The organism is Microbacterium sp. CFBP9023, from assembly GCF_034045055.1.
Classification (GTDB): Bacteria; Actinomycetota; Actinomycetes; order Actinomycetales; family Microbacteriaceae; genus Microbacterium.
On the sequence record NZ_JAXCWI010000001.1, the window covers coordinates 2,056,707 to 2,077,686 of the forward strand.

Annotated in this window: 21 protein-coding genes; 10 read left to right on the forward strand and 11 right to left on the reverse strand. The window is 68.0% G+C overall.

Translation table 11 applies throughout. From position 1 onward, the window contains the following. Positions 1-4: 4 nt before the first annotated feature. Together purF and SOM10_RS10065 are read left to right on the forward strand one after the other, a co-directional pair. The gene (gene purF / locus SOM10_RS10060; RefSeq protein WP_053098615.1) at positions 5-1,477 is read left to right on the forward strand and encodes an amidophosphoribosyltransferase; all 1,473 of its coding nucleotides are present in this window, start codon (positions 5-7) and stop codon (positions 1,475-1,477) included. Then, positions 1,474-2,781: an MFS transporter gene (locus tag SOM10_RS10065; protein ID WP_056276518.1), complete on the forward strand. Its 1,308-nt coding sequence runs from the start codon at positions 1,474-1,476 to the stop codon at positions 2,779-2,781. The genes purF and SOM10_RS10065 overlap by 4 nt, the downstream gene beginning before the upstream one ends. A gap of 49 nt (positions 2,782-2,830) precedes the next feature. Here SOM10_RS10065 and SOM10_RS10070 read toward each other — a convergent pair whose 3' ends face one another. Together SOM10_RS10070 and SOM10_RS10075 are read right to left on the reverse strand one after the other, a co-directional pair. After that, positions 2,831-3,652 (reverse strand): MOSC domain-containing protein, encoded by an 822-nt coding sequence (locus SOM10_RS10070; protein ID WP_320489678.1) that lies wholly within the window; start codon positions 3,650-3,652, stop codon positions 2,831-2,833. 132 nt (positions 3,653-3,784) lie between these two features. Then, positions 3,785-3,973 carry a DUF3073 domain-containing protein gene (locus tag SOM10_RS10075; RefSeq protein ID WP_042537993.1) on the reverse strand — a complete coding sequence of 63 codons (189 nt, stop codon included), beginning with the start codon at positions 3,971-3,973 and terminating at the stop codon, positions 3,785-3,787. 149 nt (positions 3,974-4,122) lie between these two features. Here SOM10_RS10075 and SOM10_RS10080 point away from each other — a divergent pair, with 149 nt between their 5' ends. Next, a complete protein-coding gene (locus tag SOM10_RS10080; RefSeq protein ID WP_053098618.1) occupies positions 4,123-4,665 on the forward strand; it encodes a universal stress protein in 543 nt (180 codons plus the stop codon). Between the two features lie 106 nt (positions 4,666-4,771). Here SOM10_RS10080 and SOM10_RS10085 read toward each other — a convergent pair whose 3' ends face one another. From SOM10_RS10085 to SOM10_RS10120, 8 genes are all read right to left on the reverse strand, one after another. Next, the gene (locus tag SOM10_RS10085) at positions 4,772-5,398 is read right to left on the reverse strand and encodes a PadR family transcriptional regulator (RefSeq protein WP_053098619.1); all 627 of its coding nucleotides are present in this window, start codon (positions 5,396-5,398) and stop codon (positions 4,772-4,774) included. Then, the gene (locus tag SOM10_RS10090) at positions 5,395-6,234 is read right to left on the reverse strand and encodes a DUF4097 family beta strand repeat-containing protein (protein WP_053098620.1); all 840 of its coding nucleotides are present in this window, start codon (positions 6,232-6,234) and stop codon (positions 5,395-5,397) included. The genes SOM10_RS10085 and SOM10_RS10090 overlap by 4 nt, the downstream gene beginning before the upstream one ends. Before the next feature lie 294 nt (positions 6,235-6,528). Further along, on the reverse strand, positions 6,529-8,994 hold the full coding sequence (locus SOM10_RS10095) for a glycogen/starch/alpha-glucan phosphorylase (protein ID WP_320489789.1): 2,466 nt from the start codon (positions 8,992-8,994) through the stop codon (positions 6,529-6,531). A gap of 85 nt (positions 8,995-9,079) precedes the next feature. Next, complete coding sequence (locus SOM10_RS10100) at positions 9,080-9,601, reverse strand: hypothetical protein (protein WP_320489683.1); 522 nt, start codon at positions 9,599-9,601, stop codon at positions 9,080-9,082. Between the two features lies 1 nt (position 9,602). Further along, positions 9,603-9,917: a hypothetical protein gene (locus SOM10_RS10105; protein WP_320489685.1), complete on the reverse strand. Its 315-nt coding sequence runs from the start codon at positions 9,915-9,917 to the stop codon at positions 9,603-9,605. Continuing rightward, positions 9,901-11,322, reverse strand: coding sequence for a hypothetical protein (locus tag SOM10_RS10110; protein WP_320489687.1), 1,422 nt, complete (start codon positions 11,320-11,322; stop codon positions 9,901-9,903). The genes SOM10_RS10105 and SOM10_RS10110 overlap by 17 nt, the downstream gene beginning before the upstream one ends. Further along, positions 11,319-12,074 (reverse strand): ABC transporter ATP-binding protein, encoded by a 756-nt coding sequence (locus SOM10_RS10115; RefSeq protein WP_053098625.1) that lies wholly within the window; start codon positions 12,072-12,074, stop codon positions 11,319-11,321. The genes SOM10_RS10110 and SOM10_RS10115 overlap by 4 nt, the downstream gene beginning before the upstream one ends. A 29-nt stretch (positions 12,075-12,103) precedes the next feature. Then, on the reverse strand, positions 12,104-12,313 hold the full coding sequence (locus SOM10_RS10120; protein ID WP_201778466.1) for a hypothetical protein: 210 nt from the start codon (positions 12,311-12,313) through the stop codon (positions 12,104-12,106). A 196-nt stretch (positions 12,314-12,509) separates the two neighbouring features. On the opposite strand from SOM10_RS10120, the gene SOM10_RS10125 reads away from it, so the two are divergent. The 3 genes from SOM10_RS10125 (at position 12,510) to SOM10_RS10135 (ending at position 14,664) form a co-directional block, all read left to right on the forward strand. After that, complete coding sequence (locus SOM10_RS10125; RefSeq protein WP_320489691.1) at positions 12,510-13,298, forward strand: MerR family transcriptional regulator; 789 nt, start codon at positions 12,510-12,512, stop codon at positions 13,296-13,298. A gap of 162 nt (positions 13,299-13,460) precedes the next feature. Continuing rightward, positions 13,461-13,835 (forward strand): hypothetical protein, encoded by a 375-nt coding sequence (locus SOM10_RS10130; RefSeq protein ID WP_056276548.1) that lies wholly within the window; start codon positions 13,461-13,463, stop codon positions 13,833-13,835. 4 nt (positions 13,836-13,839) lie between these two features. After that, positions 13,840-14,664, forward strand: coding sequence for a nitroreductase family protein (locus SOM10_RS10135; RefSeq protein WP_053098629.1), 825 nt, complete (start codon positions 13,840-13,842; stop codon positions 14,662-14,664). A 3-nt stretch (positions 14,665-14,667) separates the two neighbouring features. On the opposite strand, the gene SOM10_RS10140 is transcribed toward SOM10_RS10135, so the two are convergent. Next, positions 14,668-16,197, reverse strand: coding sequence for an FAD-dependent oxidoreductase (locus tag SOM10_RS10140; protein ID WP_056276551.1), 1,530 nt, complete (start codon positions 16,195-16,197; stop codon positions 14,668-14,670). An 86-nt stretch (positions 16,198-16,283) separates the two neighbouring features. Between SOM10_RS10140 and SOM10_RS10145 the strand changes: the two genes are divergently transcribed. From SOM10_RS10145 to SOM10_RS10160, 4 genes are all read left to right on the forward strand, one after another. Beyond that, entirely contained in the window at positions 16,284-16,673 is a 390-nt protein-coding gene (locus SOM10_RS10145) for a CrcB family protein (RefSeq protein WP_320489695.1), read from the forward strand. Further along, positions 16,670-17,029, forward strand: coding sequence for a fluoride efflux transporter FluC (locus SOM10_RS10150; RefSeq protein WP_320489696.1), 360 nt, complete (start codon positions 16,670-16,672; stop codon positions 17,027-17,029). Before SOM10_RS10145 ends, SOM10_RS10150 begins: the two co-directional genes overlap by 4 nt. A 99-nt stretch (positions 17,030-17,128) precedes the next feature. Further along, on the forward strand, positions 17,129-17,719 hold the full coding sequence (locus tag SOM10_RS10155; RefSeq protein ID WP_285363842.1) for a TetR/AcrR family transcriptional regulator: 591 nt from the start codon (positions 17,129-17,131) through the stop codon (positions 17,717-17,719). A 21-nt stretch (positions 17,720-17,740) separates the two neighbouring features. Beyond that, positions 17,741-20,971 (forward strand): efflux RND transporter permease subunit, encoded by a 3,231-nt coding sequence (locus SOM10_RS10160; RefSeq protein ID WP_320489699.1) that lies wholly within the window; start codon positions 17,741-17,743, stop codon positions 20,969-20,971. Positions 20,972-20,980 lie beyond the last annotated feature (9 nt).

Consider the following 20,980-nt stretch of genomic DNA (forward strand, 5'->3'; position numbering starts at 1 on the left):
GTCCATGTGCGGCATCGTCGGAATGGTGGGCTCTGCCCCGGTCAATCAGGACATCTACGACGCACTCCTGCTGTTGCAGCACCGCGGTCAGGATGCAACGGGAATCGCGACCGCCGAGGCGAACGGCGTGATGCACAACGCCAAGGCGCAGGGCATGGTCCGCGAGGCGTTCCGCACTCGTGACATGCGCGGACTCCTCGGCAACGTCGGCCTCGGCCATGTGCGCTACGCGACCAAGGGCACCGCGTCGAACGAAGAGGAGATGCAGCCGTTCTACGTGAACGCGCCCTACGGCATCATCCTCATCCACAACGGCAACCTGACGAACACGCGCGAGCTCACGGCCGACATGGCCAAGCGCGACCGCCGTCACCTCAACTCGTCGAGCGACACCGAGCTGCTGCTCAACGTCCTCGCCGGCGAGCTGCAGAACACGACGTCGACGGTCGACCTCGACGCCGAGCGCGTCTTCGAGGCCGTCGAGCGCACGCACGAGCGCATCGAGGGCGCGTACGCCGTGATCGCGGTGATCGCGGGCTACGGTCTGCTCGCGTTCCGCGACCCGTTCGGCATCCGTCCCCTGATCCTCGGCCGTCGTCCTTCGACCGTCCCCGGCGCGGAGGGCCGCGACGAATGGGTCGTGGCGAGCGAGTCGCTGGTGCTCGAGAACGCCGACTACGAGGTCGTGCGCGAGGTCGAGCCCGGTGAGGCGATCTTCATCACCAACGAGGGCGAGCTGCACAGCCGGCAGTGTGCGAAGGAGACCACTCTCGCGCCCTGCGCGTTCGAGTACGTCTACCTCGCCCGACCCGACTCGGTCATGAACGGCGTCTCGGTCTACGAGTCGCGCCTGCGCATGGGCGACCGTCTCGCCGACACGATCGCGAAGCACGTGCCGATGGACAAGATCGACGTCGTCATGCCGATCCCCGACTCCTCCCGGCCCGCCGCCATGGAGGTCGCCCGCAAGCTGGGCATCGAGTACCGCGAGGGCTTCTACAAGAACCGCTACGTCGGCCGCACCTTCATCATGCCCGGGCAGGCCGTGCGCAAGAAGAGCGTGCGTCAGAAGCTGAACGCGATGTCGACCGAGTTCCAGGGCAAGAACGTGCTGCTGATCGACGACTCGATCGTGCGCGGGACCACGTCGAAGGAGATCATCCAGATGGCCCGGGATGCCGGTGCCACCTCTGTGACGTTCGCCTCCGCGGCTCCGCCGGTGCGTCACCCGCATGTCTACGGCATCAACATGCCGTCGCGTCACGAGCTCATCGCCCACGGCCGGACGATCCCCGAGATCGCCGCCGAGCTGGGCTGTGATCACCTGGTCTATCAGGAGGTCGAGGACCTCAAGGCTGCGATCACCGAGGGATCCGTGCTGAGCGACCTCGACATGAGCTGCTTCGACGGCCGGTACGTCACCGGCACGGTCTCCGACGAGTACCTGGCCTGGGTGGAGGGGTCGCAGACCTCGTGACCTCGGGTGCGCAGCCGCTCTGGCGTGGCCGTGCGCTCGCGCTGGTCGGCATCGTGCTGGTCGCGTTCTCGTTGCGCTCGGCCGTGGCGTCGCTGTCGCCCGTGCTCGACCACGTCGCCGACGACTTCCCGGTCTCGTCGGTCGTCGTCGGCCTGATCGGAGCCGCGCCGCCGGTGTGCTTCGCGGTGTTCGGGCTGTTGACGCCGCTGTTCGAGCGGAGATTCGGACTCGAGCGCGTGGCTGTCGTGGCGATCGCCCTGATCGCCGCCGGACTGCTGCTGCGCAGCCTCGCCGTCGACTCGACATCGCTGCTCGCCGCGACGGCAGTGGTGTTCGCGGGCGTCGGCTCGGGGAACGTGCTGCTGCCGCCGCTGGTGAAGAAGTACTTCCCCGATCGCCTCGGCCTGATGATGACGGTCTACTCGACCACCATGGCGGTGTCGACGTTCGTGCCGCCGCTGGTCGCAGTGCCGCTCGCCGACTCGGCCGGGTGGCGGGTGTCGCTGGGGCTGTGGGGCGTGTTCGCCGCGATCGCGCTCGTGCCCTGGGTGGCGATGCTCGTCACGAGCCGGGCGGATGCCGTCGCCTCGGCCCCCGCGCGTACGGAGTCCGCCGCGACCGAGATCGAGCGCGACGGCTACGACGCAGCATCCGTGGCGACCGGACCGATCGCGACGACGCCCGCCAACCCGCGGGTCTTCGGTCGGCTGTGGCGGCTGCCGATGGCCTGGTCGATCGCGTTGGTGTTCGCGTCGTCGTCGACGCTGGCCTACGTCTCCTTCGCATGGCTGCCGTCGATCATGATCGACGTGGGCGGGGTCTCACCGGCGAATGCGGGGCTGCTGCTCTCGCTGTTCGGTCTGATGGGCCTGCCCTGCTCTCTGCTCGTGCCCATTCTCATCGTCCGGTTCCAGGCGACCCGTCCTGTGTTCTTCATCTCGATCGCGTGCGGGCTCATCGGGCTGTTCGGATTCCTGTTCCTGCCCACGGTGGCGCTGCCGCTGTGGGTGGTCTTCTACGGCCTCGCACCCGGGCTCTTCCCGCTCGCCCTCGTGCTGCTCAGCATCCGGGCCCGCACGCCCGAGAGCGCGGTGGCGCTCAGCGGTTTCGTGCAGAGCATCGGCTACGCGGTCGCCGCGGTGTTCCCGCTGCTGATCGGCCTGCTGCACGACATGACCGACAGCTGGGAGATTCCCCTGTGGGTGCTCGTGGGGGTTCTGATCGCGGTGATCCCCGCCGGATGGATCGCCGGTCGACGTCGCACCATCGAAGAGGACTGGGAGCGTCGCCACGGTCGCTGGTGACTCGCGGCGGTGAAGCGGCGCCGGTGGATCGGCGTGGGCCCGAGGTCCGTCAGTGCGCTCGCACCTGGTCGCCGACGCTGATCGTGCCGCCGACCCACGGCGCTGACGCATCGGCCGGGTCCTGCGGCGGCAGAAGGAGTCGGCCGAGAGTCGGCTCGTCCTGACCGTGGGCGCTCGTGAGGGTCGTGAGCACCTTCGCGTCGCGAACGCCCGTGTCGGGGTTGGCGTGTGTCGCGAGGCAGCGCACGATCGGCCCCGCGGTGCGGAACGTCACCTCGCCGATGCTCAGCTCGCCGGCCCAGTCGAGCTCCGACCAGGGGGCGACGTCGTCGATGACGACGTTGGAGCGGAACCGGCGGTCATCGATGCCGAAGCCGAGAGAGTCGCTCAGTGCGTCGACACTGCCACGACTGTGCACGGAGACGTAGCCGCGCTCACGATCCTGGAACCTCGACGTCACACCGTCGCCGACGAGTACGAGCGGCAGTCGTCCGGGGCGCCGGATCCGCCGGCCTTCCGGGCTCGCGAGCACGAACTCGGTCACCGCGTCCGCGAGCTCGCCACGACCGGACTCATCGAGTCCCGCCTCGACGAGCACCGAACCCTCGTGCTCTATCCGCACGCGCTGCCGATCGTCGTCGTAGTCGGTGCGCAACGCCGCGAGGCCCGGGAAGTCCTGCAGGGAGAGTCCCTTCGCCTTCGGCCAGTGGTCGAGTCCGTCACGAGACTCCGGCGCGATCGCGTCGGCGAAGCGGAACGCCAGCACCCGATCGCCGGCGATGCGCCCATCAGGCTGCACGGTGAGGGACTCGACCGACTCGGGCGTGAAGCCCTTGATCGGATGACGGAAGAGGGAGACGACGCGGGCCATGGGTCGATCCTCTCAGGGCACGCGGTGTCCGTCCGTCACGAGCCCGGCGTGGACGCCGAGAGTTCCGGGATTTCGGACACGACGAAACCCCCGTGCGGTGCACGGGGGAATCGATGACGAGCGAAGAGGCGGTCAGGCCTTTTCGAGTTCGTCCTCGTCTTCGTCTGCATACTCGTCGGCCCACTTGTCGACGTATGCGTCTTCAGCGTCGCTCGGGTGCGCGAGTTCGCGCTCGAGCGCCGAGTAGTTCACCGACGGACTGAACGACTTCAGTTCGCGGGCGATCTTGGTGTGTTTCGCCTTTTGACGGCCACGGCCCATGCCTGAGACCCCCTCACGAGTTAAGCTGCGGGCAACGACTGGCCCGAGTCATTCACGACACCGGCTGAGGGCCGGTAAGAGTAGCATTCAGAATAGCACGCGGCCAGACCGCACTGGCCCGTTGGCAGCTGGTGAAGGGAGCGATCCTCATGACCGACAACACCTCGACGCCCTCCGACGAGGCCGCGCAGAACGCGACACTGCAGAAGGCCGTGATCGTCGGGATGCAGCCGGGTCAGCCGAAACGGGTGATCGAAGAGGCGGCGCGATTCGCACGGCTCCTCCGCGTGCCGCTGGTGGTCGCACACGTCGACGTCACGCGCTTCGTCACCTATGAGGACCCCGACGGCTACGTGCACTCGGCGCCCATCGACATCAACTTCGATGCCGGTACGGCCGAGTTCGAGGCCGTGCAGGCGGAGGCGGCTGCGGCCCTCGACGGAACGGGCCTGACATGGACGGCCCGGCAGCTCGTGGGTGATCCGGCGCTCGCCATCAAACAGCTGGCGAACAAGCTCGACGCCCAGCTGATCGTGGTCGGCACACGCAAGCGCGGCATCGGAGAGTCGATCCGCGAGTTCTTCACGGGGTCCGTCGCTGCCCGCCTCGCGCACCGCCAGCACCGGTCGGTGCTCGTCGTGCCGCTGCAGGAGCCCGTGCCCGACGAGCAGCCCGAGATCTGGACCGAGTAGGTCTCGGCATCCCTCGCTGAGCTCCTGTGGGTGCGAACGGCCGAAGCCCCTCTCGTCGTGTGACGGGAGGGGCTTCGAGCGTCTCGGCAGGCGTCGGCCGCTGAGCTCAGCGGCCGAGTGACGCCAGCGCGGTGGTGATGCCTCGCGCCGCGGCGTCCAGGCCGTCCTCCAGCTGCGAGACGACGGATGCCGGCAGCGTGCCGCCCTTCGCCACATGCGTGCGGAGGTCGGTGCGCACGCGTGCGCGGAAGGCGTTGATGACGGCATCCGCTCGGTGCAGCTCCTCACGGGTGACGATGCGCTCGTCGTCGCCTGCGGTCCGCGGACGGGACTTGGATGCGGCGCGGTCGTCCTTCTCCGCCGTGGCGAGGTCGGCGCGGAGGCTCTTCATGGCCTCCTTGACGCTCTGCCGCACCTCGTTGGCGATCAGTCGCACCGAGTCGGTCAGGCCGGCCTCGATTCCGGCGAGGTCGCCCTCGCGAGATGCCAGCTCGGCGCGTCCCGCATCCGTGATCGCGTAGATCGTGGTGCGACCGTCGACCGTCTTGGTGACCAGCCCCTCTTCCTCGAGCTTGGCGAGCCGAGGGTAGATGGTGCCGGCGCTCGGCGTGTAGGTGCCGCCCGTGCGATCGGTCAGTGCCTGGATGATCCCGTAGCCGTGCTGCGGCGCCTCGGCGAGCAGCGAGAGCAGGTAGAGCCTGAGGTCGCCGTGCGAGAAGACTGCGGGGCTCATGCTTCCCACTCCGCATCGTCGGTGATCGACTCGGGCGTGCGCCGCAGCACGGTCACGCCGCCGGAGACCGAGTTGGCGCGCAGATCGACGAAGCGTCCTGCGAGCTCGCCCGTCGAGCCGGTGTAGTTGTTGATGCCGGAGGAGCCGCGTTCGACGCCGTCGATCAGCAGTCGCCCGCTCAGCGAGCGGATGACGTAGTTCGCAGCGAGCGACTCGTCGAGGCGCACCGTGGTGCCGCCCGAGACCGAGTTGACGTTGATCGTGTTCACGTCGCCTGCGGCGTCGACCAGTGTCGAGCCCGAGACGATGTCGACGGTCGCGCGACGGATGGTGCCCGTGACTGCGACATCGCCCGAGACGCTGTTCGCGCTGATCGATCCCGTGAGTCCGCGCACCTGCACGTCGCCGGAGACCGAGTTGACGGTCAGGTCGCCGATGAGGGTGTCGACGATGAGGTCGCCCGAGACGGTGTTGAGGCGGGCGTCGTTGCGGATGCCCGAGACGAGCGCTCCGGCGCTCACGACGCCGAGGTTGAGGGCGATCGAGCGGGGGACGGCGACGCTCACCTCGGCCTTGGGGCCGCCCGATCCGAAGTTGCGGAACACCTCGAGGAAGTTGTCCCAGCCGAGCTGCGGGTGGTCGATCTCGACCTCGCCGTTGTTCGCCTCGATGCGGAGGTCCTTGGTCGTGACGCCGTGCACCTCGATGCGGATGCCGGGTTCGTCGTGTGCGATGACATCGACCTGACCGCCGACCAGGCCGATCTTCAGTCGGGTGACGTTCTCGATGTCGATGACGCGTTCTTCGCCGGGGGCGATGAGCCACTTCTCGGTCATGTCTGCTTCTCCTGGTTCGAGGGATCACGATATATCGTGTCTGCACAGAGTAACACGATATATCTCGACTCTGTCAAGGGGGGGTGGAGCATCCCGTCTGCAGGATCGCGGCACGTCTGCAGGAGAATCCGCGTGGGATGTTCCTGCAGACGTGCTTCGGTCCTGCACACGGTCTGGACGATCCGGCCTCCACACGGTCTGGACGATCCGGCCTCCACACGGTCTGGACGATCCGGCCTGCACACGGTCTGGACGACCGGGCCTGAAACACAGGAGACAGCCCAGGAGGATGCCTCAGACGAGAGGCGGGGTGTGCCAGATCCGGTCGATGTAATCGCGGATCGAACGGTCGGACGAGAAGAAACCGGTGCGGGCGACGTTGAGGATCGCTGAGCGGTTCCACGCGTCTTGGTCGGCGTACGCGGCATCCACTCTGCTCTGTGCCTCGATGTACGACGCATAGTCGGCGAGCACCATGAAGCGGTCTTCGTAGAGGAGATTCGAGACGACCGGCTCGAACACCGAGCGGTCGCCGCGGGAGAAGGCCCCGGATGCGATCAGGTCGATCGCCCGGCGGAGTCCCTCGTCGTGCTGGTAGAACTCCTGCGGCCGGTAACCGCGGATGCTGAGCGCCTCGACCTCGGGCTCGCTCATGCCGAACAGATAGAAATGGTCGTCTCCGACGAGCTCGCGGATCTCGACGTTCGCCCCGTCGTCCGTCCCGATCGTGAGCGCGCCGTTCAGCGCGAACTTCATGTTGCCGGTGCCCGACGCCTCCTTGCCGGCGAGCGAGATCTGCTCCGACAGGTCGGCGCCGGGGATGACCCGCTCGGCCAGCGTCACGTTGTAGTTCGGGGGGAAGACGACCGTGAGGCGGCCTTCCAGCCGAGGGTCGGTGTTCACGACCTCGCCGACCGCGTTGATGAGGTGGATGATGCGCTTCGCCATCGCGTAGCCGGGCGCCGCCTTCGCCCCGAAGATCGCGGTGCGCGGCACGACATCCGACACTGCGAGGCGTCCGGAGATCACCCCCTCGTAGGTGGTGACGATGTGCAGCACCTTGAGCAGCTGACGCTTGTACTCGTGCAGGCGCTTGACCATCACATCCAGCATGTGGCCGTCGCTGATCTCGACACCGTCGCGTTCGCGCAGCACGTCGCTCAGGCGGCGCTTGTTGGCGGCCTTCACCGAGGCGAACGCGGCGCGGAACTCGGCATCATCGGCGAAGGGCTCGAGTTCGTGCAGGCGTTCCAGATCGGTGGTCCAGCCCTCGCCGATCGCCGCGGTGATGAGCGACGAGAGCTCGGGATTGGCGAGGCGGAGGAAGCGCCGCGGCGTCACGCCGTTGGTCACGTTCGTGAACTTGTCGGGGAAGAACGCATCGAAGTCGCTCAGCACCTTGTCGCGCAGCAGCTGCGAGTGCAGTTCGGCGACGCCGTTGACCTTGGCGCCCGCGACGGTCGCGAGGTATGCCATGCGCACCGAGCGGACCGGGTGCTCCGCGATGATCGACATGTTGCGCACGAGCATCTCGTCATCGCCGAACCGCTCGCGCACCGCGACGAGGAACTCGTCGTTGATGCGATAGATGATCTCGAGGTGGCGGGGCAGCAGGCGTCCGAGCAGCTCGACCGGCCACACCTCCAGCGCCTCCGGAAGCAGTGTGTGGCACGTGTAGGCGAAGCACTGCTGCGTGATGGCCCACGCGGCATCCCACTCGAGATGCCTCTCGTCGACGAGCACCCGCATGAACTCGGGCACAGCGATCACCGGGTGCGTGTCGTTGAGCTGGAAGATCACGCGGTCGGGGAGGTTCGCGAGCTCGAAGCCGTCGGCGAGCATGTTGTCGAGGAAGTCGTGGATCGACGCGGCGACGAAGAAGTACTGCTGCTGCAGACGCAGTTCCTTGCCCTGCGGCGTGGAGTCCTCGGGGTAGAGCACCTTCGAGATGGTCTCGGCGTAGGTCTGCGCGCGCACCGCCTCTTCGTAGTCGCCGGAGTTGAAGATGCGCAGGTCGAACGCGCTGGTGGCGACGGCGCTCCACAGGCGCAGGGTGTTGACCCGCCCGTTGCGGAACCCAGGGACCATGTAGTTGTACGGCACCGCCTGCACGTTCCACGCCGGCACCCAGCGGCTGCGCGTGATGCCGTCGTCGTCGTACTTCTCGGTGTGGCCGCCGAACGCGATGGTCTGTGCGTCTTCGGGACGGGCGAACTCCCACGGCGAACCGAGCGTGAGCCAGGAGTCGGGCTGTTCGACCTGCTGGCCGTCGACGAACGTCTGTCGGAAGATCCCGTACTCGTAGCGGATGCCGTATCCGATGCTGGGCACGCCCATCGTGGCGAGCGAGTCGACGAAGCAGGCCGCGAGGCGCCCGAGCCCACCGTTGCCGAGACCGGGCTCGACCTCGTGCGCGCGCAGGTCGTCGAGCGAGACGCCGCACGCGGCGAGGGCCTCATCGGCGATGTCGGTGAGACCGGCCGCGAGCAGATTGTTGTCGAGCTGGCGACCGAGCAGGTACTCCGCCGAGAGATAGCAGACGCCCTTCGCCTGCGTCTCCTTCTGGTGACGCAGATCCTCGAGCCAGCGAGCCATCAGGTAGTCGCGCACCGTGTGCGCGAGGGCGAGATAGCGGTCGTTCGCGCTCGATGCCGACAGCGCGACACCGCGCTCGAGATTGAGGTTGTGCAGAAATCGCTTCACGAACTCGTCGACGGTGCTCGGGGGAGCGATCACCGGAGCGAGGGCGAGCGGATGCATGGCGGAGTGTGATTCGGGCACGTGTCGACCGTAGCGATGGTGGGGCCACAACGTGTGACGAGCGGATGAAGAATATCGGTTGGCGTCATTCGACCGCCCGCGAGGAGGCGGTGCGGCGAGCCCGACTGACGGACCACAGGATCCGGCCGTCGTTGAAGACCGGAATGAGGAACACGGCATGCGCCAGGTACCACCCGTGCAGCTGGAGTCCCGACGCGAGCAGCCACAGGGCGGCTCCGACGACGACGCACGCGCCAGGACCCGCGAGGGCGGCGAGCACGGCGTCCCGGTCGCCGACCCGGCCGTGCGGACTGATCGACGTCCTCCACAGCGAGCGCTCGAGCGTGATCGCCGTGACGCCGGTCGCCCGGGACAGCACGGCGAGGTGCCCGAGTTCATGCAGCGCGAACGACCCGCCGAGGCCGGCGGCGTAGTGGACCGCGATCATCAGTGCAGCCCCGACGATCGCGGACTGCCCGGTGATCGCGCCCAGAGCGACGGTCGCGGTCAGCAGAACCGCGAACACGGTGTTCATCGGCCAGGCGGCGAGCAGCAGCCATCGGCAGACCAGAACCCCATCGATGCGCGATGCACTGACCGACCACATGTCAGTCGGCCTCGGCGAGGAGCTGCCTCTTCCGTTCGAGAAGGCCGTCGTGCACGACGAACACGGCGAGGATGAACACGGCGACCACGATCACGCAGAGGATCAGCGGAAGGGGATCGTTGACGCCGGTACCGAGCTGGACCGCGCCCTCGGCGCTCTGCCGGACGTCGACGAAGACCGAGTCGAAGAATCCCAGGCGTCGACCCTCGGCGGATCCTCCGGTGAACATCAGCCAGATCGCGGCGGTGACGGCGGATCCTGCGATGACGACGAGCGCTCCGACGACGCTGATGGCGGCCCTAAACAACCACTTCATGACGAGAGGTCCTTTCTATCCTGTCCATCCCTGCGATGGAGAGTGCGGCGGCGATCAGGGTGAGCGCGAGCATCACTCCGACCGTGAACTGTGGGGGAAGACCCAGGAGGTTGGTGCCGAGCATGATCGTGCCCGTCACGAGGCCAGCGACGGCGGCTCCCGCGATGACCGAGAAGGGGTTGCCCTTCTCGGGCGGGAAGGCGATGCCGGCGAGGGTGAGCACGATGACGTTCGACACCGCGAAGCCGACGACGGAGAGGATCTCGTCGAGCCTCGCCCCGGTGAGAGCGGACAGGATGCTGATCGGAGATGCGATGATCGCGAGGGTCGCCAGCTGGGGTCCGATCACGAGCACGTACCGCATGCCTGGACCGTGGCGGCGCGGACCGCACGCCCGCAGGGGCTCCGTCGAGACGTAGGCGTACACGGACTGCACGGTGACGGCCAGCAGCAGGATCGGCGGGAGTCGGATGTCGGCGAGGAAGAGCGCGTAGGAGCCTGCGAGGGAGATGCCGCAGACCGTCACCGTCTCGATTCCCCTGATGTGGGCGGCGAAGTACGCGCCGAACTCCGTGGGGCCGAACAGGCGGGGCACGATCGCGAAGCGACGGGTCGGATCGAACTGCCGAGGCGCGATCGCGAAGACGGCGCAGACCAGCAGCGCCAGCATGGCCAGCCAGATGCCCGTGGCCGCCATGGTCCCGTGACTCGCGGCGATGTCGGCGAAGAGCAGCTGCACCGCGAAGTAGTCGTCGCCCTGGCCGACCGCCGCGAAGAGCACGGATTCCGACTGCGTCGACACGCCGAGGTAGAGGGCGACGAGGGTCGCCGCCAGCACCACCGGCACGAGGAACGCCCGGAGCCTCGCCAGCCGCAGACGCAGCAGCAGTCGCTCGAGGCCCAGGTAGTAGACGCTCGCGACGAGATAGGCGACGGTCGAGGGCATGACCAGGCAGGTGATGACCTGATCGAGGATCCCGAATCCGCCGATCGAGATCGTGCCGGTGACCAATGCGCCGAGCATGAGCACCACGCCGAGGCCCATGACCAGCGACTCGAAGAGCATGAATCCCAGCGTTCGCGCCCGATTGGTCAGGGGGAACGAGAACGTGAGCTCGACCAGATCGCTCGCCTTCATGAAGAGCACGCGCACGACCGTGAAGACCGTCAGGATCCACAGCGGGGTGGACACGCCGACGACGCGCAGAAGCGGGGAGAGCTGCTCGGGCTCGCTGATCAGCTGGCGGAGGATCACCACCCCGAACGCGCAGAAGCCGACGAAAGCGGCGAGACCGGCGAGAGCGATCGTCCAGCGCACGGACGGCAGGCGCAGCACGCCCCGACGAGCGATGCGCCTCACGAGGAACACCGAGAGGAAGCCGGCGAGCTGCAGGGCGGGAGTCATTCCACCGCCCTCGACGGCTGCGCGATCGCGGTCTTGACGAGGGAGTCGACCGAGCCGAATTCGCGCAGGATGCGGGGGAGTGGGAGGTCGAAGGCGATCTCTCCGCGACGCAGCACGATGATGCGGTCGCACACGGCCTCGAGAAGGCGGAAGTCATGGCTGCACAGCAGCAGCCCCTTCGCCCCTCCGATCCGGGATGCATCCGTCTCGAATTCGAAGAGCGCATCGACGTCGACGCCGTTGAGCGTCTCGTCGATGATCGTGAGCGGGCGCTCGAGCAGAAGCGTCGAGATGAGCTGGATCTTCTTGCGCATGCCGTGCGAGTAGTCCTCGATGAGGTCGAACTGACGCGCCTCCATCTGATAGCGGCTGAGGAGTTCGTCGGCCCTGGTCGGGTCGGCACGGTGGCGATAGAGGCGGAGCATCAGATCGAGGTACTCGCGCCCGGTCAGGAACTGCGGCAGGTAGTCGTTGCTCGCGATGAAAGCCAGCTGCTCGCGCGATGCGCGGTCCTGATGAGGGCGCCCGGTGATGCGGATGCTCCCCTGGCCGAGCTGCAGCAGATCGGCGGTGAGGCGGATGAGCGTCGACTTGCCCGATCCGTTGGGTCCGACGAGACCCACCTTCTCGCCGCGCTCGATCGCGAACGACACATCACGGAGCGCCGGAGCGCGCTTCGAGTAGGCGAACGAGACCGATGAGACGTCGAGGAGGACGTGCGGGTCCGGTGCGAAGCCGCCGCTTCCGGACATCGGGGTCGATGTCCGGAAGCGACGAGGGGTTAGACGCATTCGATCCACACTGAGACGCCGCTCTTGCCCCACTGCCAGTTGCCGGTGAAGCGCCTGCCACCCGCTTTGAAGAAGCACCACAGCGCCAGCGCTGCCAGGAACGCGACGCCGAACACGAGAATCGCCGCGATCACCACCAGCCACCAGGCATCGAGACGCATGATCGCCTCATCCAGTGCGTCCTGTGCGCGGCGCTTCATCAGCGTCGGCTCCATTGCCGCCATTAGGGACATCTGTCCACCTCCGTTTTGTCGTTACACACGGAGGCTGTCATCGCTGCGTCACGAAAGCTAGTCATTCGAGTGCAGAATGCTGACATGCGTGGATTCACTTGACATTGACGCAGCGTCAACTTCTACCGTGGAGTCATCATCAGTTCCAGGGAAGGAGGACGAGATGGCCGGTCGCGAATGGTCGATCCAGGACATCGCCCGTTTCGCGGGCACCACGAGCAGAACCCTGCGTCACTACGACGACGTGGGCCTGCTGCCGCCCTCACGCATCGCGCACAACGGCTACCGGCACTACGACGAGGCGGCGCTCGTGCGCCTGCAGCGCATTCTGCTGCTCCGCGAGCTCGGACTCGGTCTGCCGCAGATCGCCGAGGTGCTCGATCCGGTGAACGCGCGGCAGAGCGAGGAATCCGCGCTGGAGACGCACCTCGAGCTGCTGCGCGAGAAACAGAACCGACTGGCGCGGCAGATCGCGTCGGTCGAGAACACCATCAACGCATTGAGAGGAGGTGAAGAACTCATGGCAGAGAACATGTTCGACGGTTTCGACCACACCCGTTACAAGGAGGAGGTCGAGCAGCGCTGGGGTCGGAAGGCCTACGCCGACAGCGACCGCTGGTGGCGCGGGATGACCGACGCCGAGCGCGCCGACTGGCAGCAGCGCGTCTCCGACCTCGGCCGGGACTGGACAGCTGCCGCCGAGAGCGGCATCGATCCGGCATCCGCCGAGGCTCAGGACATCGCCCGTCGTCACGTCGAGTGGCTGACCGGCATCCCGGGCACTCCCGCGGCCGTGCCCGGCGGCGACGTCAAGGCGTACGTCATCGGCCTCGGTGAGATGTACGTCGCCGACCCGCGCTTCGGCGCGAACTACGCGACGTCCGCCGGCGGAACGCAGGGCGCCGAGTTCGTCCGCGACGCGCTCCGCATCTACGCGGACGGCAACCTGTGACCCGCTGCACCGCCTTCGTCGGTCGCCGCGGGGTCGAGAGCGCATCCGAATCACCCGATTCCGATGCGTTCTCGACCCCGCACGGGAGTCACGGCATTGCACAGGTGCGGACACCGGATCAAGGCCGGGAGCGGATGCCGGAGGTGGGCGTAGGGTCAAGGCATGGGCCACCGACGCAGACGCACGGATGCCGCGCCGCTGTTCGCGGCGGCGGCCGTCGCCTACACCGCGAACGTCGCCCTCGGTTCGGCCGTCGCCGCGAGACTCATCGACACGAGCAGCTTCCGCTGGCTGCATCATGCGATCTACATCGCGACGTGCGCCACTTCGGCCGCCGCGTTCTCGGCGATCCTCTGGGGCCGGCCGAAGCACGCGAGCCGTCGCGCGGCCCTGGCGCTCGCGCCCGCCGCCGCACCGCTCGCCGCCATCCCGTATCTCGGCACGCACAGCCGACGGCATCCGCTCGTCGCGCTCGCCGCAGCCCCCTTCATCGTCGCGGGCCTCGTCTGCTCGCGCCTCGCCACCGACCGGAAGTGAACGCATGGAACTGCTCGACGCCATCCGCCGCCGCAAGACCACGAACGGGCCCTTCCTGCCCGACCCGGTATCGGAGGAGCATCAGCGCATCCTGCTGGAGGCGGCAGGTCGGGCGCCGTCGCAGCTGAACAGCCAGCCGTGGCGGTTCGTGGTCGTCGAGAACCGCGACACGATCGACAAGATCGCCCGCATCTCGGGCGACAGCATGACCGAGGCGATGTCGAACGGCACGTTCTTCGAACGCTACAAGCCGTACTTCCGCTTCAGCCAGGCCGAGATGGAGGAGAAGCGCAGCGGGATGCTGTTCGACAAGCTCCCCGCGGCCCTCCGCCCGTTCACGAGTCAGGTGTTCACCAAGCGCGGCCAGAAGCTGATGAACACGTTCGGGGTGCCGAAGACCCTCGGGGAGGAGAATCACAAGCTCGTCGCGGGATCGCCGCTGCTGCTCGGCGTGATGCTCGATCGCAGCGAATACCGACCGGGCCAGCTGTCGTCGTTCTACTCGGTGTTCAGCATGGGCGCGGCGATGGAGAACGTCTGGCTCACCACGGTCGAGCTCGGCATGGGCATCCAGTTCATCTCGTTCCCGATGGAGGTCCCTGGGCAGTGGGACGAGATCGTCAAGCTGCTGCGCGTGCCGGACGACCTCGAGCTCATGGCGGTGTACCGCCTCGGCTATCTGCCGCCCGAGCAGCGCCGCCCGGCCATCGACTGGTCGAGCCATCAGCGCAAGCTCGCCTCGCAGTATGTGTTCCGCGAGAACTGCGACCAGCCGCAGCAGGGATGGGACGCGCCGCCGCCGGGCGCCGGAGCGCCGACGGCGGGCTGAGCCTCAGCCGCCGACCTTGCGGGGCAGGGGCTTGAGGTCCTGCAGCGCCGGCCCCTCGATGCGCGTGCCGTCCGCCGTGAAGCGCGAGGCGTGCAGCGGGCAGTCCCACGTGCACTCGGCGTCGTTCCAGTCGAGCACGCCTCCGAGGTGCGGGCACACGGCCGAGACGGCCCGAGTGACGCCGTCGACCGTCGAGATGCCCACGGGTCGGCCGCTGCGGTTCGCGACCACGCCCTCGCCCTCTGCCGGCTTCGGGACCGGCACGGGCCGACGCTCGGCGTCGACCCACCCGGTCGTCGCTGCGGCGGCGACCTTGGCGCCCTCGATGGCCCCGCGGGCAAGATCGGCCGGCACGGTGAGCCTCGTGCCGATCTTGACCATCCACGACGGTCGGTCGTGCCAGTTCGCACCGAGGATCTCCGCGGTGAGACGCAGAGCGGCGGCGGGGGCGTTCGACAGACCCCACTTGGCGTACCCGGTCGCGAAGCGGATGCGGCCGAGACCCCGGGGCATGGCGCCGACGAAGGGGATCTGGTTGTTCGACTGATAGTCCTGGGCAGACCAGCGGTGGGTCTCCTCGGCATCCGGGAAGTACCGCCTCGTCCACTCGACCAGATCGTCGATCGCGGCGGTCTCGCCGTCCGAGCGGCCGACGGAATGGCCGTTTCCGCCGACCACCAGTCGCGCAGGACCGCCGGGGCCGTCCGCATCCGACACCGGGCGGATCGAGCGCGTGGGGCTGTCGACCGAGATGAACGTGCTGTCCGGCACGCCGCCGGGGAGGCGGAACGAGACGCAGTACGAGCGGAAGGCGCGCATCTTCGCGAAGTAGAGTCCCCGGTCGAGGATCGGGTACCCGGTCGCGATCACGATGTGATCGGCGAACATCGGGCCCAGCAGCGTCTCGACTCGAGGGTCGGGCAGCGCATGCGTCGCCGTGACCCGGACGCCGGTGTGCAGGGTTCCTCCGGCGGAGAGAAGCTCGTCCGCGAGCGCGTGGGTGACGAGTGCCGGATCGATGGTCACCTGGTCGTCGAGCGCCACGGCTCCCGCCGCAGGGAAGGCCGCACCGGCCAGCTCTCCTCGCGTGAGCATCCTGGTCTCGAGGCCCGCCTCCCGCGCCGCCTCGTGCACTTCGCGCACCGAGTCGATGCCGCCGGCGTCCTGCGCGTACGAGTGGTCTATCCGCCGCTCGTAGCTGACTCCCGCGTGATCGGCGAAGCCGACCAGCCAGTCCATGCCCTCGCGATTTCCCTCGACGTAGGCCTGCACGAGCGCCGCGGAGTGGTGCTTGCGGATCTCGGCGAGACGCTTCCCCTGCAGCAGGGTGAGCTTGCCGGTGTTGCCGCCGGTCGCGAGCTCGGCGACGGATCCCGCCTCGATCACGGCGACGTCGAGACCGGCGCGCGTGAGCATGACCGCCGTGCTGAGGCCGGTGAGGCCCGCACCCACGATGATCACGTCGTGTCGTGCGCCGGGGTCGAACGGTGTGCCGATGGGCGGGGTCCGGTCGAGCTTCCACAGTGGCTTCATGGCCTCAGTCTTCGCCTGCCGACCGGCTTCGCCCAACGGGTTGACATTCGAGGGATGCGTTGCAATGGCGCGGATAGAGTTGCCGCGTGACCTTTCGCCGCCTGCTCCTCGTCTTCGTCGGCGGGAGCATCGGCACCGCCGCTCGGCTCGCGATCGGTCTGCTGCTGCCGGATGTCGGGGGCGTGCCTCTCGCGACCATCGTCGTGAACGTGCTCGGATCGCTTCTGATCGGCCTTCTCGCCGCACGCCTGCCCGGCGCCACGGAGCTCAGACTGCTGCTCGGCACGGGCGTGCTCGGCGGCTTCACGACCTACAGCGCGTTCATGACCGGAACGGTCGCGCTCTGGGGCGACGCCCCGGTGCTCGCATTCGCATATGCGGCCGGCAGTCTGGTCCTGGGACTCGCCGCCGCCGCGGCGGGCCTGCGACTCGGACGCCCGCGTCGACCGACGCTTCCTGCGGGAGGGAGCGCATGACTCCGCTGCTGTTCGTCGCGGCCGCGCTCGCCGGAGGGGTGGGAGCCCTCCTCCGGTACGTCATCGACCTCGGTGTCTCGAAGGTCGTCGGACGCCGCCTCCCTTGGGGCATCCTCGTCGTCAATCTCACGGGATCGTTCGCGTTGGGCCTGATGACCACGGCACTGCCGTCCGAGTCGTTCGTGGTCGGGGCCGGTCTTCTCGGCGGATACACGACGTTCAGCACCGCCATGCTCGACACCGTCGTGCTGTGGCGAGACGGTCAGCGCAGAGCATCCGCGGTCAACGCCATCGGGATGCTGCTGCTCGGGCTGATCGCCGCTGGTCTCGGGCTGGCGCTCGGGTCGACGCTCTGACCGTCGACGCCGGGATCCGGGCGAACCCACAGCTCCGCGATGCAGAATGTACAAACGTACATGTACGCCCGTACAGGGGTGATCGCGCTGGGGGTCAGGATGAGCGATGGCACGCGCCGCCGCCGCGATCCTGAAGCGCGCCGTCGCGAGATCATCACCGCGGCAGCCGAGCTGATCGTCGAGATCGGCGTCGACGCACTCACCCACCGCAAGGTCGCAGCCCGGGCGGGAGTGCCGCTGGGATCGACGACGCAGTACTTCGCCACGCTCGACGATCTGCGTGAAGCGGCGATCGGAGCGCTGGCCGCCGAGATCGAGGCGCGCATCGACGCGACACGCCGGGCCGTCGTGATCGAGGGAGTGACCCCGGAGGGGCTCGCGCGCCTCGTGCGCCGCGGGCTCGAGGACGCACGCGCCGTCCAGGCCGACCGCGCCGTCGTGACCGCCGCGGTGCATGACCCGCGCGTCCGGCAGTTCGCGCGACTGTGGTCCGACGAGATCGTCGGCTTCATCGCGCCCGTTCACGGGGTCGACAGAGCCAGGGCCGCAGCCGTCTTCATCGACGGCGTACTCTGGCACTCTCAGATCCACGACGAGCCGCTCGACGAAGAGCTCATCCGCGACGCCCTCGCCGGGATCCTCACTCCTCAGGCGTCCACCTCCGCACCCACCGCCGCAGCATCCGCCTGACCCGCAGAGAGAGAATCCGCCTTGTCGAACCTCGCCGTCCTGAGTCTGAAGAACCGCGCACTGATCGCGTTGATCACGATCGTCGCCGCCGTGTTCGGCGGGCTCGCTCTGACGAACCTCAAGCAGGAGCTCATCCCGTCGCTCGAGCTGCCCAACCTGATGGTCATGACGACCTACCCCGGCGCCTCGCCCGAGGTCGTCGAGAACGACGTCTCGACCCCCATCGAGTCGGCGATCCAGGGTGTCCCCGGCCTCGAGGGCACGACCGCCACGAGCACGACGAACGCCTCGATCGTGCAGGCCACCTTCGCCTACGGCACCAACCTCGCGACCGCCGAGCAGAAGATCCAGCAGGCGATCAACCGCATCTCGGGGCAGCTGCCGGAAGACGTGAGCCCGCAGGTGCTGACGGTGTCGATCGATGACTTCCCGGTGATCCAGGTCGCCGTGACCGGCTTCGAGGACGCCGAGAACGCACAGGCCGAGCTGCAGAGCGTCGCGATCCCCGAACTCGAAGACGTCGACGGGGTCAACGCCGCGGAGATCATCGGCGGCGTCGGCCAGCGCATCACGATCACACCCGACGTCGCGAAGCTGGCGGCGATCGGTCAGAGCACGCAGGCCATCACCACGGCGCTGCAGCAGAACGGCACGCTGTTCCCCGGCGGCGACATCACCGAGAACGGCCAGACGCTCACCGTCCAGACCGGTGCGAAGATCACCTCGGTCGATGAACTCGCGGCGCTGCCGCTCGTCGGCACCACCGAGAGCATCGGCGACGTCGCCACGGTGGTGCAGGAGAGCGACCCCATCTCGTCGATCTCGCGCGTCGACGGCAAGGACGCCCTCTCGATCTCGATCACCAAGCTGCCGGCCGCGAACACCGTCGAGGTGTCGCAGGGTGTCATCGCCGCGCTCGACACGATCGGCGAGGCCTTCCCCGACGCCGAGTTCACGATCATCTTCGACCAGGCTCCGTTCATCCAGCAGTCCATCGAGACGCTCGCCACCGAAGGCCTGCTCGGACTCGTCTTCGCCGTGATTGTCATCCTCGTGTTCCTGCTGTCGATCCGCTCGACGCTCGTCACGGCGATCTCGATCCCCACCAGCGTGCTCATCACCTTCATCGGGCTGCAGGCGTTCGGATACTCGCTGAACATCCTCACCCTCGGCGCGCTCACGATCGCGATCGGCCGTGTGGTCGACGACTCGATCGTCGTGATCGAGAACATCAAACGGCACTATGTGGGGGATGCCGACAAGGGAGACGCCATCCGTCTGGCGGTGCGCGAGGTGGCGATGGCAGTCACATCCTCGACCATCACGACGGTCGCCGTCTTCCTGCCCATCGTGTTCGTCGGCGACATGGTCGGCGAGCTGTTCCGGCCGTTCGCCATGACCGTGTCGATCGCGATGGTGGCGTCGCTGCTGGTCTCGCTGACCATCGTGCCGGTGCTCGCGTACTGGTTCCTCCGCCCGGGCAAGCCGCTGCTCGATGAGAACGGCGTGCAGATCGACCCGGAGGACCCGGACGCTCCGCCGACGCGACTGCAGAAGGGCTACCGTCCGATCCTCGGCTGGACGCTGAAGCACTCCGGCCTGACCGTCGTGCTCGCCGTCGTGGTGCTCGGTGCGACGCTCGCCGCAGCACCGCTCATGAAGATCAACTTCCTCAGCGACTCCGGTCAGAACACCATGACGGTGACGCAGGACCTCGGCCCGACCGCGAGCCTGGAGACCAAGTCGGAGGCGGCGATCGCCGTCGAGGACGCACTGCTCGACATCGACGGCATCACCCACGTGCAGGCCTCGATCGGCTCGAGCGGATCCGCCCTGCGTGACGCGTTCTCGGGCGGAGCGGGCGTGACCTACTCGGTGCTCACCGACGCGGATGCCGACCAGGAGAAGCTCCGAGCCGACGTCCAGGACGCGATCGAGGGGCTGACCGATGTCGGCGAGGTGTCGGTCGCCGCCTCCGCCGGACTCGGCTCGAGCGACATCGAGATCACCGTCTCGGCATCCGACTCCGAAGACCTGCAGACCGCCACCACCGCCGTGGTGGACGAGCTCGACGGTCGGGACGGCATCGGACAGGTCACCGACAACCTCGCCGCGGCTCTGCCGTACCTGGCCGTGGTCGTCGACCGCGACGCCGCCGCGCAGCGTGGACTGTCGGAGGTCGCCGTCGGATCCATCGTCTCGAACACGATGCGCCCCCAGCAGGTGGGCACGGTCGAGATCGACGACACCGCGCTGACGATCTACCTCGCCGCATCCGAGCCGCCCGCCACCGCGCAGGCGCTTCGTGAGCTCACCATCCCGAGTGCCACCGGTGTGGTGCAGCTGCAGGACATCGCGACCGTCGAGGAGCGCAACGGCCCGACCTCCATCACCACCGAGCAGGGACGCCGCACCGCCACGATCACGGTGCCCCCGGCATCCGACAACCTCGCCGTGGCGACCCAGTCGGTCACCGAGGCGCTGGCCGCGGTCGACCTGCCTGACGGCGCGTCGGCCGAGGTGGGCGGTGTCGCCTCGCAGCAGGCCGACTCGTTCTCGCAGCTCGGGCTCGCCATGCTCGCCGCGATCCTGATCGTCTACGTCGTGATGGTCGCGACGTTCAAGTCGCTGCGTCAGCCGCTGCTGCTGCTCGTCTCTGTGCCGTTCGCGGCCACGGGCGCGATCCTGCTGCAGATCGTCACGGGTGTGCCGCTCGGCGTCGCCTCGCTGATCGGTGTGCTGATGCTCATCGGCATCGTCGTGACCAACGCGATCGTGCTCATCGACCTCGTCAACCAGTATCGCGAGAAGGGGCTGTCGACGATCGATGCGGTGAAGGCCGGTGGCGAGAAGCGTCTGCGTCCGATCCTCATGACGGCGCTGGCGACGATCTTCGCGCTCACCCCGATGGCACTCGGCATCACCGGGCACGGCGGGTTCATCTCGCAGCCGCTCGCCATCGTCGTGATCGGTGGACTCATCTCATCGACCGTTCTGACGCTGATCGTTCTGCCGACGCTCTACAACCTGGTCGAGGGTGCGAAGGAGCGGCGACGCGCCCGCAAGGCGGGGTCGGGCGACGACGGCTCTGCACCGAACGGCGACTCGGACCCCTCGGACGGCCCTCGTCCTTCGGGCGATCTGGCGCTGGCCGGCGCGGGCACGTCGGAATCGGGCTCGGCGGAATCGGGTTCGTCGCTGCCGCACGCGAATCAGCTGACGCGCCGGGAGCTGCGCGAGCGCGGCGAGTAGTCGCCCTCG